Source organism: Micromonospora sp. CNZ285 (assembly GCF_004637285.1).
The window spans coordinates 4,519,132-4,534,170 of the sequence record NZ_SPQD01000001.1; the positions used below are offsets into that span (position 1 = coordinate 4,519,132).

Sequence of the window (15,039 nt, forward strand, 5' to 3'; positions counted from 1 at the left end):
CCCGCAGGCGGTCAGCCCACGGAGGCCGGGTAGCCGTGCTCGGCCTGGAGGCGGAGCATGGCGTGCTCCACCACCGTGACCAGCACCTGCTTGACCGAGTCCCGCTGACGGGCGTCGCACAGGACCATCGGCACGTCCGGGGAGATGGCGAGCGCCTCCCGGACCTCCTCCAGCTCGTAGTGCGGCGCGTCGCCGAAGCGGTTCAACGCCACGACGTACGGCAGCTTGCGGTTCTCGAAGTAGTCCAGCGGGGCGAAGGCGTCGGTGATCCGGCGGGTGTCCACGAGCACCGCCGCGCCCACCGCGCCCCTGATGATCTCGTCCCACATGAACCAGAAGCGGGTCTGGCCCGGTGTGCCGAACAGGTAGAGGATCAGGTCCTCGGCCATGGTGATACGGCCGAAGTCCATGGCGACCGTGGTGGTCTCCTTGCCCGGCACCTTCGACGCGTCGTCGATGCCCACGCCCGCCGCGGTCATCAGCGCCTCGGTGGTCAGCGGCTGGATCTCGGAGATCGCCCCGACGAGCGTGGTCTTACCCACGCCGAAGCCACCCGCGATCACGATCTTCGCGGAGATGATCTCCCGGCCGCGGTTCACCCCGTCGGGGTCATAGTTCGCGAAGTCCACTTAGCACCCTTCCAAGCAGGTTCATCCGCGCCGCGAAACCCGTCGCGGGAGCGGCAGTGTGTAGCGTCAGCAGGCCCTCGGCCACCATGTCGGCGACCAGCACCCGGGTGACGCCCAGCGGCATCCGGGTGTAAGCGGCGATTTCCGCAAGCGACTGCGCCCGGCCCTCACAGACCGAGGAGATGCGGTACTTGTCGTGCCCGGCGAACCGCGCCTCGGCCGACTGCGTCGGCGTGCTCGACAGCACCGCTTCGAGCGCGATGTTCTGCAACGGCTCGGTGCGGCCCCGGGTGACCGCGTACGGCCTCACCAGCGCGCCACGTGGATCACGTCGCGGGTCCATCTCGCGATCACCTCCCCTCGTTCGGAGCCGCACCGGCTCCGGTCGTCAGCTCCCCGGTCCGATCAGGACCGGACCGCGTCCCTCGGCAGCGGGACCAGTGCCTGGCCGACCCGTTCCACCAGCAGCGCCATCTCGTAACCCACCTGGCCGACGTCGCAGCTGCGCGCCGCGAGCACGGCCATCGACGAACCGTCGCTGATGGACATCAGGAACAGGTAGCCGCTGTCCATCTCGATCACGGTCTGCAACACCCCGCCGGCGCTGAACATCCGCGCCGCGCCCTCGGTCAGACTCACCACGCCGGAGGTGATCGCGGCGAGCTGGTCGGCCCGGTCGCCGGGCAGATCCCGGGAGGAGGCGAGCAGCAGCCCGTCCGCGGACACCGCCACCACGTGCGCGATGCCCGCAACGCTGTCGGCGAAGTTGGTGAGAAGCCACCCCATGTCCTGCATGGCCGCCGGCCTGTTCATCGGTTCGTCTCCTTGGTCGAGGTGCTGTTCAGGTCGGCGCCGGCCGTACGGCCCCGCTGGACGCCACGGTGGTAGGCGGAGAGCAGACCGCGTACCTCGTCCGGCGTGCGCCGGCTGCGGTCCCGGCCGCTCTTCGGCTCTATTCCGCCGGGCACGAGCTGGGCCTGCGGCACCCGCTTGGGCAGGCCGGAGCGGGTGGTGCCGCCGGTGGTGGGCTCCGCGGCACGGCTGGCCCGCGACCAGCCCTCGTCGGCCGCCGTACGCCAGGCCTCCGGGTCGATCGACGGCGCGGGCGCGGGTTCGGCGGCGGGTGGCGCCGGGGGCGGCGTCGCGGCCGCCGGCGGCGTGGACGGGACCTCGGGCGGGCTGTACGCGGACGGCGTGGTCGACGTGGTCAGCCCCGACGCCTGGGCCCCCGGGGTACGGGTGGGCAGCTTCGGACGCGCCGACGCCGCGGGGGGCGCCACCGGCGGCTGTGCCGGCGCGGGCGGCTCGTCGAACGTAGGACGGGTGAAGATGGTGGTCTCGTCCTCTCCGTGCGAACGGAACCAGACCGCCTCCATCTCACGGAATATCGGCGCCTCGGCCCGCTGCTCGGGCCGGGCCACCACCGGCGTCGCCGGGGTGCTCTCCACCGCCGGCGCCGCGGCGAGCGGCTGGTAGGCCGGAGGTGCGGCCTGGGTCGCGGGTTGCGCCGACTCGACACCCGGCGTCCGCTTGGGCAGCGGGTCCAGCGCGGGGTACGCCACTGTCGGCCCGCCGGCCGACCAGCCCGCTCCGGAGACCGGAGCCGGCGCGGCGGGCGCCGCGGCCACCGGGGCGGGCGCCGCCACGGTGGGCAGCGCGCCGGTCGCCCCACCCAGCTGTACGGCGGGAGTCGTGTCGCGCGTCTCGGCGGGCGTCTGCCACCGGGACGGCGGGGTGGTGGTCGCCCCGCGCCACTGGTCGGCGAGCGTCGCGGTAGCAGCGCCCCGCCCGGCTCCGGCCAGCGCGTCGCCGGCGCCGACCTGGCTGAGCGGGGACTGCTCGACGGCGAGCGGCTGACGCGGCCGGGTGAGCGGGGCCTGGCCCCGGTTGGCCGGCAGCACCACTGTCGAGTTCGGCAGCGTGACCTGGGCGACGGTGCCGCCCTCGACGTTGCGGCGCAGCTCGACGCGGATCCCGTAGCGGGAGGCGAGCCGGCTGACCACGGCCAGACCCATCAGCCGGAACGCGGCCACGTCGACGGTCGGCGGCGCGGCCAGTCGCCGGTTGAGCGAGTCGAGCTGGTCGTCGCTGAGGCCCAGACCGCGGTCCTCGATCTGGATCAGCACGTAGTCGCGGATCCGGCGGCCGTCGGCCACCACTGTGGTGTTCGGCGGCGAGAACCGGGTGGCGTTGTCGAGCAGCTCGGCGACCAGCCGGACGACGTCGTTGACGGCGTGCGCGGCCACCGAGATGTCGGTGTCGACGGTGCCGAACTCGATCCGGTTGTAGAGCTCGACCTCGGACTGCGCGGCGCGCAGCACGTCGACCAGGAGCGCGTCGTCGCGGCGCGGCACGGCCGAGTCGGCGCCGGCGAGCACCAGCAGGTTCTCGTCGTTGCGGCGCATCCGGGTGGCGAGGTGGTCCAGCTCGAACAGCTGCGCCAGCCGCTTCGGGTCCTCCTCGGACCGCTCGATCGCGTCCAGCTCGCCGATCATGCGGTCGACCAGGCTCTGCGAGCGGCGGGCCAGGTTGAGGAACATCGCCGAGACGCTCGTCCGCAGCGCGGCCTGCTCGGCCGCGACCCGGACCGCCTCACGGTGGACCACGTTGAAGGCCACCGCCACCTGACCGACCTCGTCGCGGTTGCTCAGCTTGATCGGGTCCCGGACCTGCTGGACGATCTCGTCCACGCCGCCGTCACCGATGGCGTTGACGTTCTGCAGCCGGCTCACCGCGTCCGGCAGGTCGTGGTTGGCCACGGCGAGCGCGCCCTCGCGCAGCCGGCGCAGCGAGTCGTTGAGCGAGCGGGCCAGCACCACGGCGAGCGTCACCGCGACCGCGAGCGTGAGCAGCACGAGCAGGCTCTCCACGATCGCCTGCCGGATCACGTCGGCGCGTGCCTCGTCGGCGTCGGCCAGCATGTCGTCCAGGAGCTGGATCTCGGCCCACCGCATCAGGTCGTCGACCGCGCCGATGGCGGCTGACGCCTCGTCGCGGGTGACCAGCGCCTGACGCCCGATGGACCGGGAGACGTCGCCGGCGACCCGGTCGGCGAGCTGGACGGCGTCACCGGAGACGGTGCGGTCCACCAGGGCCCGCTGGCCCGGCGTCGCGGACCGGGAGAAGGTGAGCAGCGCCTCCTGCTGACCGGTGAGCGTGGCCACGAAGGACGAGAACTGCTCCTCGTCGATCTGGCCGCCGTCGAGGGCGGTGAAGGCCACCGCCTGCTCCTCGGCCACCTCGGACTTGGCGTGGGCGAACGCGGCCACCGCGCGGCGGGCGTCGGCCAGGCTGTCCGCGCCCGGCTGCTGGGCCAGCGCGTCGCTGTACGCGACCAGGTCGTCCAGCACGATGCCGTAGCGCAGGCTCGCCTCGGCCACCGGCATCTGCAGCCGGTCCAGCACCTCCTGGCGGGTGCCGTTCAACGTGGACAGGTGGGCGTCGATCACCTTGAGCTGGTTGCTGATCGCGCCGGACACGTCGCCGAGCTTGCCGCGCTCGTCCTGGTACGCCGCGATGCGCTCGTCGGTCTGGCGCACCCGCAGGTTGTACGCGTCCGGCTTCTGGTTCGGGTCGGCCAGGAAGACCGCCGCCGCCATCCGCTCCTTGTGCAGGTCCTGGGTGAGCGCCGCGATGTCGACCGACACCGCGCTCAGCGACCGGACCCGGTCCGCCTCGTACGCGCCCTGACCGACCGAGACGAGTCGGATAGTTGCCAGTGCGATGACAGCTGCGACCGGAACGACCAGGATGAGGGCGAGCTTGGAGCGGATCCGCGCGTCGCGCAGCCTGGGCAGGCGCCGGCGCCGGTTCCGCTGTTCGGCGTTGGGGCTCCCGGGCAGGGTCGTAGGTCCGGTGCTCACGACATCGCCTCCGTCGTTTCTTCCACGCGCGACCCGCTGACCCGTGCCTGGTGCAGCGGCCAGCGCCACGCGCGGCACGGCCGCGATTTCATCAGACGAGATCCTGTTTGGGAAGCCGCAGTGAGGCAGGAAACGGTCGCGGCCGACGCAACCCGGGATCCGATCACCTAATACCTTCTTTTCTCCAACCCCCTGAACAGGGGATGTCACTCCAGAGTGGTCACACGCTTCTGTGCAGTAATTGTCGGTTAATGTTCGGTGTCCCCAGCATGTGGGATGACCGTCCCGAAACAGCACTCGACATCCCCGCTTGACCACAGGCCCCGGCATTGGCAAGGTTTTGCAGGCTTCGCGCACACCGTACGGCAAACCAATCCCGTTCCTCCACTGAGGACGGACGAGCGGCGGTGATCGGGCGTCGGCCCGCGCCGCACCTGGAGGACTGAGTTGAGCCCCATCCGCTCCGCGAGCATCGCGGCGCTCGCATCGGCCGTGTTGGCCACCACGCTCACCGGCTGCGGGATCGGCGGGGAACCGCAGGACACCAGCCCGATCGTGATCGCCGCCGACCTGGAACTCTCCGGCGCGTCGGCGCCGGTCGGCAAGGTCTACCAACGGGCTCTGCAACTGAAGGTCGAGCAGTTGAACGCCTCCGGCGCACTGGGCGGCCGGAAGATCGATCTGCGGGTCAAGGACAACCGCTCGGATGCCTCGGAATCCTTGCGGAACATCAATGATTTCAGCGGTGACTCGCGCGTGAGCGCGGTCATCATGGGCGGCTGCAACGAATGCGCCGTCGGCGCGGCCCGAACGATCGGCGAGAAGCGCATTCCGACGATCGCACTGGGGTCGTCCAGCGACATCACCGAGCCGGTGGCCGAGCGTCGATATGTCTTCAAGCTCGCCCCGAACGCCACCGACAGCGCCGCCGCGCTCGCCGCGGAACTGGAGCGGCGCGAGATCCGCAAGGTGGCGCTGCTGCACAGCGCCGAGGGTTACGGCCAGGAAGGGCTCGCCGCCCTGCGCCGCGAGCTGAGCAAGACCTCCGTGAAGCTGGTCGCCAACGAGTCGGTGCGGGTCACCGACACCGAGGTCGGCACGCAGATCAACCAGCTGGTCGCCCGCAAGCCGCAGGCACTGGTCCTGTGGACCACGCCGGAGCAGGCGTTGCTCGCCGCCACCACGGCACGGCAGAGCAAGTTCCGCGGGTCGCTGTTCTTCGACGCCACGGCCGCCGGTGACCTCTTCCTGGGCCCCTCGGCCCGCTCCACGGACGAGGCCACGCTGATCTTCACCCAGACCATGGTGATCGACGACGTGATCGCCACCACCCCGGCCAAGGCCGCGCGGCGGCAGTGGTTCCAGGACTACACCGCCCGGTTCGGCGGCTACAACGGCTTCTCCTCGTTCGCGGCGGACGCGGTCCAGCTGATCGCCGACGCCGAACTGCAGGCCGGCGGCGAGCCGGGCAAGGTCGACCGGGACGCGCTGCGCGACGTGCTGGAGACGTCGCAGCTCGACGGGCTGTCCGGGCCGATCCGGATGACGCCGGACAACCACTCCGGGTTGATGCCGCAGGCGTTGACGACGCTCGTGGCTCGTGGTGGTCGTTGGCGGCTGGCTGGCTGATTGCTTGGTTGCGGTGGGGGTGTGGCCCCACCGCAACCGGCTCCGGGCGGTCAAGCTTGATCCCTGCGCCGGTTGCGGTGGGGCCACACCTGTCGTGGGCGGCCGCCAGCCGTGGGTTGATGTCTTCTTCTGGGTGCTCGGATCGGGGTGGGTCAGCGGGCCGAGGTGGTGGCCCGCACCCAGGGCAGGGCCAGGCGCTCGACCAGGCTCAGGGCGGCGTAGAGCACGATGCTCATCAGCGCCACCAGCACGATCGCCGCCCACGCGGTAGCGGTGTCGCCGACGCCGTTGTACTGGAGGATCTGATAACCCAGTCCCGGGCGGTCCGAGTAGAACTCCCCGATCACCGCGCCGATCGCGGCGAGCGGCATGGCCACCTTGAGGCCGACGAAGATCTGCGGCAGCGCCGCCGGGAAGCGCACCTTGCGGAACGACTGCCACCACGAGGCGTTGAGCGACCGGCCCAGCTCCGCCAGATCCGCCGGGGTGGTGGTCAGGCCGGTCGCGGTGGAGAGCACGATCGGGAAGAAGCAGAGCAGGAACACCATCGTCAGGATGGGTTTCTGGCCCCAGCCCACCGCCACCACGAGCAGCGGCCCGAACGCGATCTTCGGGACCGCGTTCACCGCCACCAGCAGCGGCGCGAACATCCGCTCCACCCGGCGGGAGGCGGCCAGCGCCATCCCGATCAGCACCCCGGCCACCGACGAGAGCAGGAAGCCGAGCACTGTCATCCAGGTGGTGATGCCCAGCGCGGGCAGCAGCACCTCGGTGGTGCCGGCGAGAGACTTCCCCACCGCCTGCGGCGGGGGCAGCGCGGCCGGGTGCACCAGGTCCAGGCCCGAGGTGACCAGCCACCAGGCCGCCACCGCGATCACCAGGCCGAGCGCCGGCAGCCCGACCGCCGCCGGGCGTACGGCGATCCCGCGCCGGACCGCCGGGCGCGGCAACGCCTCCGGCCGGGCCTCGGTCGACTGTGTCAACGTGTCCTCCTCTCTGCGCCGGTCGGTGTGACCGGCACGCGAAGGGGGTGCGCCCCACCGGGGTGTCCGGCGGGTCGCACCCCCGTTGGCCCGAGCGGGCCGGTCAGGCCTTCGGCGCGAGGTTGAAGTCGATGATCTGGTCCGGGGTGAGGTTCTGCTTCAGCGCACCCGCGCCCTGGAGCAGCGCGATGCTCTTGGCCACCCGGCCACTGTCCAGCGTGCCGATCGCGGTGCCGGAGTTGCTCGACCGCACGTACGCGGCCATCAGCTGAAGCTCGGCGGACGCCGCGGCCGGGACGGCGGCCGGCACGTTCTTCTTCAGGATCTCGGCCGCCTCGTCCGGGTTGGCCAGCGAGTACTCCAGGCCCTTGAGCAGCGCGGCGGTGAACTTCTTCACCATCTCCGGCTTCTCCTTGGCGATCTTCGACGAGGTGATCAGCGCGTTGCCGTAGAGGTCCTGCATCACGTTGCTGTACGGCAGGACGACCGGCTTCTTCTTGGTCACCGTCTCCACCGTCGGCTGGCCGACGACGAACTGGCCGATGCCGTCCACCGAGCCCGAGCCGAGCATGCCGATCAGGCCCTGCGCCTCACCGTTGACCCAGGTCACCTTGCTGCCGTCGATGCCGGCGAGCCGCGCGTACGTCGGGAAGAGGTTGCGCACGACGGACGTCGGGGTGTCGGCGAGCTTCTTGCCCTCGAGGTCCTTCGGGGTGGCGATGTTCTTGCCCTCGACCGTGACGATCGCGGCCATGGTGCGCTGCTGGATCGCGGCCACCGCCACGAAGTCCTTCGCCTGGCCGTTGCCGAGCTGGAGGATGCCACCGGTCAGGTCGATCGGGCCGAAGTCGGCCTGGCCGCCGGTGATGGTCTGGATCACGGAGCCGGTGCCCTGACCGGGCTTGATGTCGACGTCGAAACCGGCCTCCTTGAAGAAGCCCTTGTCCTTCGCCACCCAGGCGTAGGAGTCACGCCCGAAGTTGCCGAACGAGGTGAGGTACGTCACCTTCTCCAGCGCCGCGCCGTTGCCGCCGCCGCTCTCGGACTTGTCCGAGTCGCTGCTGCAGCCGCCCACCAGGGCGAGGGCGGTGGCCAGAGCCGCGGCGGCGACCGTACGGGTCAGCCTTCTCATCAGTGCACCATGTCCTTTCCGACCAGGACTTCTTCGCCGGTCGGGTCGTGGGTCCGACGGGGTCGGCAAGTGGGTTCGGCCGACTGGACCGTCGTGAGGGGACTCTTCGCGCGCAACAGCGTACGAGAAGCCAGATGACCTGCCGCCGCCGTCCCGGTTGCGGAACGGAAACGAAGTTGCCTGACGGAAAGCGGACTGACGTCCACCCCGGACGGTGCTATAAGCACGGTCCGCTACGCTAGCCCGGCTCGCATTCGGACGACGTGGAAGGGAGCCGGCGGAAGATGATCCGACTGTCCGGGGTGTCCCGCACCTTCGACGGCCGTTCGGGGCGGGTGGAGGCGTTGCGCGGCATCGACCTCGACGTCGCCGAAGGCGAGTTCGTCGCCGTCCTCGGCCGGTCCGGCTGCGGCAAGTCCACGCTGCTGCGCATGATCGCCGGCCTGCTCCCGGTCACCGGCGGTGAGATCACCGTGGGCGGTACGCCGATCACGAAGCCCCGCCGCGACGTGGCGATGCTGTTCCAGCGGCCCGCGCTGCTGCCCTGGCGCTCGGTGCTGGACAACGTGCTGCTGCCGGTGGAGATCTTCGGCTGGCGCCGCGCCGAGCACCGCGACCGGGCCCGCCAGCTGCTGGAGATGGCCGGGCTGGGCGGCTTCGAGAAGCGCCTCCCGCACGAGCTGTCCGGCGGCATGCAGCAGCGCGTGTCGCTGTGCCGTTCGCTGATCGGCTCGCCCCGGGTGATGCTCATGGACGAGCCGTTCTCCGCGCTCGACGCGCTCACCCGCGAGGAACTGTCCGGCGAACTCCAGCGGGTGCACATGGAGACGAAGGCGACGATCGTCTTCGTCACCCACTCGATCGACGAGGCGGTGCTGCTCGCCGACCGGGTCGTCGTGCTCAGCCCGCGCCCCGGGCGCATCCGCGAGGTGGTCGAGGTGAACGTCCCCCGGCCCCGGACGCTGGGCCGCCACGAACACCTGGAAGACGTCGCGCGGATCAGCGCCGAGCTGCACGAACTGCTGATGGAGCGGGACGCGCCGGGCGTACCCGTGGGAGGCCGCTGACCATGCGGGTCTCGGTGTTCACCGAACCCCACCGCGGTGCGGACTACGACGACCAGCTCCGGTTCGCCCGGCTGGTCGAGGAGACCGGCTTCGAGGGCTTCTTCCGGGCCGACCACTACCGGGCCATGGGGGACGAGCCGGCGCTGCCCGGCCCCACCGACGCCTGGCTGACGCTCGCCGCGCTGGCCCGGGAGACCTCCCGGATCCGGCTCGGCACGCTGGTCACGTCCGCCACGTTCCGGCTCCCCGGGCCGCTGGCGGTCATGGTCGCCCAGGTCGACCGGATGAGCGGCGGCCGGGTCGAGCTGGGCATCGGCGCCGGATGGTACGAGCGCGAGCACACCGCGTACGGCATCCCGTTCCCGCCGGTGAGCGAGCGCTTCGACCGGCTCGCCGAGCAGCTGGAGATCGTCACCGGGCTGTGGCGCACCCCGTCCGACGAGACGTACAGCTTCACCGGTCAGCACTACCGGCTGGTCGACGCGCCCGCGCTGCCCAAGCCGGTGCAGCAGCCCGGCCCGCCGGTGATCGTCGGCGGCCGGGGACCGAAGCGCACCCCCGAGCTGGCCGCCCGCTACGCCGACGAGTTCAACATGCCGTTCAAGAGCGTGGCCGAGACCGCCGCCGCGTACGAGCGGGTACGCGAGGCGTGCGACCGCGCCGGGCGGGACGCCTCCGGCCGCGCGCCGCTGACGCTCTCCGCCGGCATCGTGGTGGCGATCGGGCGCACCGACGCCGAGGCGCAGCGCCGGGCCGCACCGCTGCACGTCACGAGCGCGCTGCCGCCGGAGGACCCGGTGGTCGGCTCCCCCGCCCAGCTGGTCGACCGGATCGGCGAGTTCGCCGCGATCGGGGCCACCCGGGTGCACCTGCGCCTGATCGACTTCGACGACCTCGACCACGTGGAGCTCATCGCCGCCGAGGTGCTCCCCCGACTGGACGGACCGCGATGACCGAACTCTCCGCCGACCTCGAACTCGGCCCGGTGGGCCAGGAGATCGTGTACGAGAACGACCGCGTACGCGTCTGGCACATCCGGCTGGAGCCGGGTGAGCGCCAGCCACTGCACCGCCACGACCACCCGTACCTGGTGGTGGCGATCCAGGGCGCGAAGAACGTGGTGCAGACGATCGACGGCACCACCATCGACGCCGACGAGCCGACCGGCGGCGTGGTCTACCGCGACCCGGGCGCGGTGCACATGCTCACCAACGTCGGCGACACCACCTACCTCGCGCGCCTGGTCGAGCTGAAGTAGCCACACCGGCGGGTTCGCCGCGCCGCGCGGCGGCAAGGTGGCGATCGGGGGCACCGGGCCGTAACGTGCCCGACATGGCCTTTCGGACGTGGGGCAGGCTGCTGCTCACGGCGCTCGGGGTGAGCGTACTGGCCGGGGCCGGCCAGTTGGGGATCGCGTACGGCTTCGGAGTCGTACGCCTCGACGGCGCGTTCGTGGACGTCTCGGTCAACCGGTGGCCCGCCCAGCTCGTCTGGGTGGGCTGGTTCGCCGCTGTCGCCACGGTCGCCGGAGCCGTCCTCACCGAGCGCTTCGCCCGCCGCGACGACAGTCCCGGCGGCACCACCGAACTGCTCTCCATCGCCGGCGTCAGCGCGCTAGGCGCGATGGTGGTCGCCCCGCTCTGCATGCAACCGGCCCGCGCGGCCGAGCTGGGCGGATCCGTCGACCCGGTCTGGGCCGCCGGCATCTGCGCCGCCCTCGGCGCGGTGGTCGGAGCGGGCGCGGCGATCGCCGTCCTGCTCAAACCGCCGTTCGGCTGGGGCGTGGCGGTCACCGCCGGCATCGTCTGGCTGCTGGCGCTGCTCTCCGTCGCACCCACGATCGTCTCCAACCGCCCGCTGGCCACGGTACGGCTCGGCGTCCTCGAACCGTCCTGGCTCGACCCGGAGGCGGCGCAACGCCTGTCCATGCTGCTGCTGCCGGTGCTCGCCCTGCTGGCCGGCGGGGCGGTCGGCGTACTCGCGCGCCGGGCCGAATGGCCGCCGCTCGTCGGCGGCGCGGCCGGTGCGGCCGGTCCGGTGCTCGTCGCGTTCGCCTACCTGACCGCCGGTCCCGGCTCGGCGACCGACCGCTACCAGGTCGCGCCCTACTACGGCGCGCTGATCGCCGTGATCGCCGGCGCGCTCGGCTCGACCGCCACCACCGTGCTGCCCCGCCCGGTCACCGCCACCGGGGACCCCGACGCGGTCGAGGCCACCGACATTCTCGCGCCGCTGCCGCACTCGTCCGCGCCGGGCGTCCCGGCCGCCCCGCCCGCGCCTCCGGTGACGAGCGGCGCCGCCGCGCCCGCGCACTGGAACTGGCCGGAGCCCGGCGGCTCGGCCACGGCGACGGCCGGCACCGATCTTCCCGCCGCCGGCCGGCCGGCCCTCACGGATCTGCCCGCCGTCGATCAGCCGACCGTTGCGGAACGGCCGGCGGGTGAGCGCTCGGCCGTCGCCGACACGAGCCACGGCCAGCCCATGCCGGGTCTGCTGCCCCCGGGGCGCCGGACCTCGGCCATCGACGTCCTCGCCGCGGGCCGCCCCGACCCGGTCCCGGTAGCGGGTCCAGACACGGGCACGGTCGAGGGTCCGGGCACGGGCACGGGCCACGCGGGCAGCACCGGCGAGTCGGCCACCACGGACCGTGCGACCACTCTCGACCCGGCCGTTGCCGGTTCCGAACCCGCCGCTGGAGCGTCCGGGCAGGCGACCGGCATCCCGGCGGCCGGCGAGCCCGTCTCCGCCACCGCCTCAGCAGCCGGCACGGACGACGCCACACCGGAGCCGGAGCCGGCGGCGACCACGCCACGGGTGACCCGGCCACGCCGTACCCGCGCCGGCCGGTCCAGCGGGACGACCGACGGGCCGGTGTCACCCGCCGACGGCACAGCACCCCGTTCGGGGGACGACACCTCCCCGAGCGCCGGCGCGGGCGCGTCACCGGCCACCGGCGGCACCACCGACAGCCACGTTCCCGGCCCGCGTACGGACAGCGGCGCCCTCGCCGGACCGGTCACGGCCGACGCGGACAGCGACACCCCCGCCGCGCCCCCGGTCGAAGCCACCGGCGCGACGGGCCGTACCACCCGCCCCCGGCGTACCCGCACTCCGAAGGCCCCGCGCGCCACCGCCCCGGCCTCCCCCGACCCCACCCCGGCCTCCCCCGAGTCCGGGCCGGCCGACACCGCGCCGACGACACCGAGCGGCCACACCGACGCCGCGCCGACGACGCCGAGCGGGCGAGCCGACGCCGCGCCGACAAGCACCAGCGCCGAGGCCGCGACGACGGCGACCGGCGGGCGGACCCGACCCGCCCCGGGCACCACGAACACCGCCCCGATTCCCCAGGCCACGAACCCGCACCGGGACGACACAGGCACCGACTCGAACGAGGTCGCACCGGCCGGGCGTACCGGGCGCAACTTCTTCTTCGACGACCCGGCGCCCGCCCCGTCGACCCGGCCCCGGTTCCCGATGTTCGAGGACGTGACAGGGGCGCCCGGCGAGGTGCGCCCGGCCTGGCCGATCACCCCGGCGGGCCGCCCGCACCGCGCGACCACCGAACCGGACGCACCGGCCCGGGACGGCGCGGAGGCGGCCGTCCCGGCCGAGCCGACGCCGCGTCCCCGGCACCGGGGCCTGCCCGAGCCGGGCGCGAGCACCGGATGGGACGCGCTCGCCACGAACGCCCGCCCGGCGGGGCCGCTCGCCCGGCCCGAGGCGAGGAGGCCTGTCGCCCGACCCGAAGCGGCGACCGCCGTACCGGGCGAGGCGGGTGCCGCGCTGCCGGACACCACCGCCGCGCTGCCGGAGGTCACCGCCACAGAGCCGGAGACGGAGGCGGACTCCCGGCGCGGACGGCACGCCGGACCGGACGACGCCGACGCGTCCGGCGGGAAGTCGAAGCCCCGGCGCGGCCTGTTCCGGCGCAACCGGGCCAAGGACGAGCCGGAGCCGGCCGAGCGTACGGCCGAGCCGACCACCGCTGCCGACGACGAGTACGTGGACTGGGTGGCCGGTCTCGCCTCGGACGACAACGCCGACGACGCCCGCTCGCTGCGGACCGGACGGCACCACCGCGACTGAACGACGGCCGGGGCGGACCGGGTCGAAACGGCCCGCCCCGGCCTCGCTCACGCCAGCGGCAGGTAGACCCGCGATCCGGAGGCGACGAACTCCTCGGACTTGCCGCGCATGCCCCGCGCCGCGTAGTCCTTCAGCTCCTGGGTGATCTTCATGGAGCAGAACTTCGGCCCGCACATCGAACAGAAGTGCGCGGTCTTGGCGGGCTCGGCGGGCAGCGTCGCGTCGTGGTACGCCCGCGCGGTCTCCGGGTCGAGCGCCAGGTTGAACTGGTCCTCCCAGCGGAACTCGAACCGGGCCTTGGACAGCGCGTCGTCCCACGCCTGCGCGCCGGGGTGCCCCTTGGCCAGGTCGGCCGCGTGCGCGGCGATCTTGTACGCGATCACGCCCGCCTTCACGTCGTCGCGGTCCGGCAGCCCGAGGTGCTCCTTCGGCGTGACGTAGCAGAGCATCGCGGTGCCGAACATGCCGATCATCGCCGCGCCGATCGCGGAGGTGATGTGGTCGTACGCGGGCGCGACGTCGGTGGTCAGCGGCCCGAGCGTGTAGAACGGCGCCTCGTGGCACCACTCCTGCTGGAGGTCCACGTTCTCCTTGATCTTGTGCATCGGCACGTGCCCGGGGCCCTCGATCATCACCTGCACGTCGTACTCCCAGGCGATCTCCGTCAGCTCACCGAGCGTGCGCAGCTCGGCGAACTGCGCCTCGTCGTTGGCGTCCGCGATGGAACCGGGGCGCAGGCCGTCGCCGAGGGAGAACGTGACGTCGTACTTCGCGAGCAGCGAACACAGCTCCCGGAAGTTCGTGTAGAGGAAGTTCTCCTCGTGGTGCGCCAGGCACCAGGCCGCCATGATCGAGCCACCCCGCGACACGATCCCGGTGACCCGGTCCACCGCCAGCGGCACGTACGGCAGCAGCACCCCGGCGTGCACGGTCATGTAGTCGACGCCCTGCTCCGCCTGCTCGATGACCGTCTCGCGGAACACCTCCCAGCTCAGCTTCACCGGGTCGCCGCCGACGGACTCCAGCGCCTGGTAGATCGGCACCGTGCCGATCGGCACCGGCGCGTTCCGCACGATCGCCTCGCGGGTCTCGTGGATGCGCTTGCCGGTGGACAGGTCCATCACGGTGTCCGCGCCCCACCGGGTGGCCCAGGTCAGCTTCTCCACCTCCTCGGCCACCGACGAGGTGACCGCCGAGGTGCCGATGTTGGCGTTGACCTTCACCAGGAACGCCTTGCCGATGATGGCCGGCTCGCACTCGGGGTGGTTGACGTTGAGCGGCAGCACGGCCCGCCCGGCCGCGATCTCGTCCCGGACGAACTCCGGCGCCACCGACTCCCGGACCGCCACGAACTCCATCTCCGGCGTGACGATCCCGGCGCGGGCGTACGCGAGCTGCGTCGGCCGCTTCCCGTCCACACCCGCCAGCGGCGTGCCGGCGCCGCGTACCGGTGCGACGTCGCCGCGCTCGGCGATCCACGGTCCGCGCAGCGCGGGCAGCCCCACCTCCGGGTCGGAGCCGGGACCGGAGGTGTCGTAGAGCCGTACCGGAGGGTTGTCCCCGGTCAGCGTCACCTCGGCGAACGGCACCCGGATGTCCGGGCGTGACCCTTCCACGTACACCTTGCGACGTGCCTGCATGACAGCC

The 15,039-nt window shown here is 72.6% G+C and carries 12 protein-coding genes; 5 read left to right on the forward strand and 7 right to left on the reverse strand.

Annotated elements, in window-relative coordinates; all coding sequences use genetic code 11:
* Nucleotides 1-11 precede the first annotated feature (11 nt).
* From CLT75_RS20445 to CLT75_RS20460, 4 genes are all read right to left on the reverse strand, one after another.
* Complete coding sequence (locus tag CLT75_RS20445) at nt 12-629, reverse strand: GTP-binding protein (protein WP_013288586.1); 618 nt, start codon at nt 627-629, stop codon at nt 12-14.
* A complete protein-coding gene (locus CLT75_RS20450; protein ID WP_013288587.1) occupies nt 610-972 on the reverse strand; it encodes a DUF742 domain-containing protein in 363 nt (120 codons plus the stop codon). The genes CLT75_RS20445 and CLT75_RS20450 overlap by 20 nt, the downstream gene beginning before the upstream one ends.
* 62 nt (nt 973-1,034) lie before the next feature.
* Nucleotides 1,035-1,442 (reverse strand): roadblock/LC7 domain-containing protein, encoded by a 408-nt coding sequence (locus CLT75_RS20455; RefSeq protein ID WP_013288588.1) that lies wholly within the window; start codon nt 1,440-1,442, stop codon nt 1,035-1,037.
* Entirely contained in the window at nt 1,439-4,492 is a 3,054-nt protein-coding gene (locus CLT75_RS20460) for a nitrate- and nitrite sensing domain-containing protein (protein WP_135242054.1), read from the reverse strand. Before CLT75_RS20460 ends, CLT75_RS20455 begins: the two co-directional genes overlap by 4 nt.
* A 447-nt stretch (nt 4,493-4,939) precedes the next feature.
* On the opposite strand from CLT75_RS20460, the gene CLT75_RS20465 reads away from it, so the two are divergent.
* The gene (locus tag CLT75_RS20465; protein ID WP_135242055.1) at nt 4,940-6,121 is read left to right on the forward strand and encodes an ABC transporter substrate-binding protein; all 1,182 of its coding nucleotides are present in this window, start codon (nt 4,940-4,942) and stop codon (nt 6,119-6,121) included.
* Nucleotides 6,122-6,273: 152 nt separating this feature from the next.
* Here CLT75_RS20465 and CLT75_RS20470 read toward each other — a convergent pair whose 3' ends face one another.
* Together CLT75_RS20470 and CLT75_RS20475 are read right to left on the reverse strand one after the other, a co-directional pair.
* Nucleotides 6,274-7,071 carry an ABC transporter permease gene (locus tag CLT75_RS20470; protein WP_486485357.1) on the reverse strand — a complete coding sequence of 266 codons (798 nt, stop codon included), beginning with the start codon at nt 7,069-7,071 and terminating at the stop codon, nt 6,274-6,276.
* Nucleotides 7,072-7,207: 136 nt separating this feature from the next.
* Nucleotides 7,208-8,236, reverse strand: a complete 1,029-nt coding sequence (locus CLT75_RS20475; RefSeq protein WP_135242057.1) for an ABC transporter substrate-binding protein — start codon at nt 8,234-8,236, stop codon at nt 7,208-7,210.
* Nucleotides 8,237-8,520: 284 nt separating this feature from the next.
* Between CLT75_RS20475 and CLT75_RS20480 the strand changes: the two genes are divergently transcribed.
* From CLT75_RS20480 to CLT75_RS20495, 4 genes are all read left to right on the forward strand, one after another.
* The gene (locus CLT75_RS20480; protein WP_013288593.1) at nt 8,521-9,303 is read left to right on the forward strand and encodes an ABC transporter ATP-binding protein; all 783 of its coding nucleotides are present in this window, start codon (nt 8,521-8,523) and stop codon (nt 9,301-9,303) included.
* A 2-nt stretch (nt 9,304-9,305) separates the two neighbouring features.
* Complete coding sequence (locus tag CLT75_RS20485) at nt 9,306-10,256, forward strand: LLM class F420-dependent oxidoreductase (RefSeq protein ID WP_135242058.1); 951 nt, start codon at nt 9,306-9,308, stop codon at nt 10,254-10,256.
* The gene (locus CLT75_RS20490; RefSeq protein ID WP_013288595.1) at nt 10,253-10,561 is read left to right on the forward strand and encodes a cupin domain-containing protein; all 309 of its coding nucleotides are present in this window, start codon (nt 10,253-10,255) and stop codon (nt 10,559-10,561) included. Before CLT75_RS20485 ends, CLT75_RS20490 begins: the two co-directional genes overlap by 4 nt.
* Before the next feature lie 74 nt (nt 10,562-10,635).
* Nucleotides 10,636-13,392: a hypothetical protein gene (locus CLT75_RS20495; protein ID WP_135242059.1), complete on the forward strand. Its 2,757-nt coding sequence runs from the start codon at nt 10,636-10,638 to the stop codon at nt 13,390-13,392.
* Between the two features lie 47 nt (nt 13,393-13,439).
* Here the strand turns inward: CLT75_RS20495 and thiC are convergent, their stop codons facing one another.
* Nucleotides 13,440-15,032, reverse strand: coding sequence for a phosphomethylpyrimidine synthase ThiC (thiC, locus tag CLT75_RS20500; RefSeq protein WP_135242060.1), 1,593 nt, complete (start codon nt 15,030-15,032; stop codon nt 13,440-13,442).
* Nucleotides 15,033-15,039: the final 7 nt, after the last annotated feature.